Source organism: Dietzia sp. CW19 (assembly GCF_014145265.1).
Taxonomy (GTDB): Bacteria; Actinomycetota; Actinomycetes; order Mycobacteriales; family Mycobacteriaceae; genus Dietzia; species Dietzia natronolimnaea.
In genome coordinates this window covers 1-1,659 of record NZ_JAALEE010000022.1, presented here as the reverse complement: position 1 = coordinate 1,659, position 1,659 = coordinate 1, and the positions used below count along the sequence as shown (strand labels likewise).

Sequence of the window (1,659 nt, the reverse complement as noted above, 5' to 3'; positions counted from 1 at the left end):
CCGATCGCGGTGAGGCACGCGTCGGCCATCCCGCGCAGCACCGCGCCACCGATCACAGGGCTCACCCCCACGACCGGCGCGGAGGTGGAACGCAGTGCGGCGCGGATCCCGGGGACGGCGAGGATCGCGCCGACGGAGACCACGGGGTTGGAGGGGGCGACGACGACGAGGTCGGCCGCCTCGATGGCCTCGAGCGTCTCCTCGGTGGGCCGGGCGGCCTCGGCGCCGATCTGCACGAATCCGGAGGCGGGCAGCTGCGCGCGGTGCCGGACCCACCACTCCTGGAAGTGGATCGCCTTCGAGCCCGACCCGTCGGCGGAGTCGTCGGGCACCACGACGTGCGTCTCGCATCGGTCGTCGGTCACCGGCAACAGGCGGACGCCGGGGGACCAGCGGGTGGACAGCGCCTCGGTGACGTCGGTCAGCCGGTAGCCGGCGCCCAACATCTGGGTGCGGACCAGGTGGGTGGCCAGGTCCTTGTCCCCGAGACCGAACCAGTCGGGCTGGACCCCGTAGGCGGCGAGTTCGTCGCGGCAGTTCCACGTCTCGCCCGCGTGACCCCATCCGCGTTCGGGGTCGATGCCCCCGCCGAGGGTGTACATGCAGGTGTCGAGGTCGGGGCAGATCCGGACGCCGTGCATCCACGCGTCGTCCCCGACGTTGACCACCGCGTCGAGGCCGTGGACGGGGTCGCCTCCGGGGAGCGGGGTGTCCGCGGCCCCGGACGCGGGGTCCAGCCCGAGAAGTCGACGTGCGCCGAGCAGGAAACGGGCGCCACCGACGCCACCGGCCAATACACAGATCCTCACGTCGACCCAGACTAGTGACGGGGTGGCGGTGAGGCCCGGGTGGCCGGGTGTTCGGACCCCACCCCGACTCGCGGGGGTGTCCCACGCCACACGATCCGCGGCGTGTCACTCGTGGGACCGGCGCACGAAAATGCTAGGTATCCGCGATTTCGCTTGACCTGGGCGACTCGCATGTGTGTAATCACAGGTGTGTCATTCGTATCGGAGCGGCACGCCGGGCCGGGCAGACGCACGAGCGACGAGCAACGTAACACGAGGGGATGACCGTGGATCGACAGTCACGCACCGCAGCGGGACCCGAGCTGACCCTGGTCGACTTCGGCACCGGTGCGCTCTTCGTGGAGGACGAGGAGGAGAGCTGGCAGGACCGGGCCCTCTGTTCCCAGACCGATCCCGAGGCGTTCTTCCCCGAGAAGGGTGGTTCGACCCGCGAGGCCAAGAAGATCTGCACGGGCTGCGAGGTCAAGACCGAGTGCCTCGAGTACGCGCTGGCCAACGACGAGCGCTTCGGTATCTGGGGCGGACTGTCGGAGCGCGAGCGTCGGCGGATCAAGCGCGAGGCCGTGATGTGAGTTCGTCAGGGCCCGGTGACATCCGGGCTCTCGACGGCGCCTGCTCGGCACCTTCCTGACCACCCCGCGGGGTGGTCAGTTCTCGTTGGGGCCGGCTTCGACCTCGTCCGGTGAGATCTCCAGGTGCTGCGAGACGAGTTCCACCAGGACCGAGTAGACCAGGTCCCTCAGGTCGTCCCCGCCGGGTGCCCGGCGGGTGAGCGGCCTGCGGAACAGGACCAACCGGGCCCGCGTGGGCTGGCCGGCCCGGTCGACGCCGGCGGGGACCAGCCGGGCGA

Annotated in this window: 3 protein-coding genes; 1 reads left to right on the top strand and 2 read right to left on the bottom strand. The window is 70.9% G+C overall.

The genetic code is table 11. From position 1 onward, the window contains the following. Positions 1-809 (bottom strand): 2-phospho-L-lactate transferase (cofD, locus tag G6021_RS00820; protein WP_182640469.1); only part of this gene is annotated, 809 nt, incomplete at its 3' end. Positions 810-1,069: 260 nt separating this feature from the next. Here cofD and G6021_RS00815 point away from each other — a divergent pair. Then, the gene (locus tag G6021_RS00815; RefSeq protein ID WP_241736366.1) at positions 1,070-1,381 is read left to right on the top strand and encodes a WhiB family transcriptional regulator; all 312 of its coding nucleotides are present in this window, start codon (positions 1,070-1,072) and stop codon (positions 1,379-1,381) included. A 75-nt stretch (positions 1,382-1,456) separates the two neighbouring features. Here the strand turns inward: G6021_RS00815 and G6021_RS00810 are convergent. After that, positions 1,457-1,659: metallopeptidase family protein (locus G6021_RS00810; protein ID WP_182639349.1), on the bottom strand; the 203-nt coding region annotated here is incomplete at its 5' end.

Excerpts from the sequence above, each read along its gene's own strand:
- G6021_RS00815 (WP_241736366.1), top strand. The coding sequence starts at position 1,070 with ATGACCGTGGATCGACAGTCACGCACCGCAGCGGGACCCGAGCTGACC.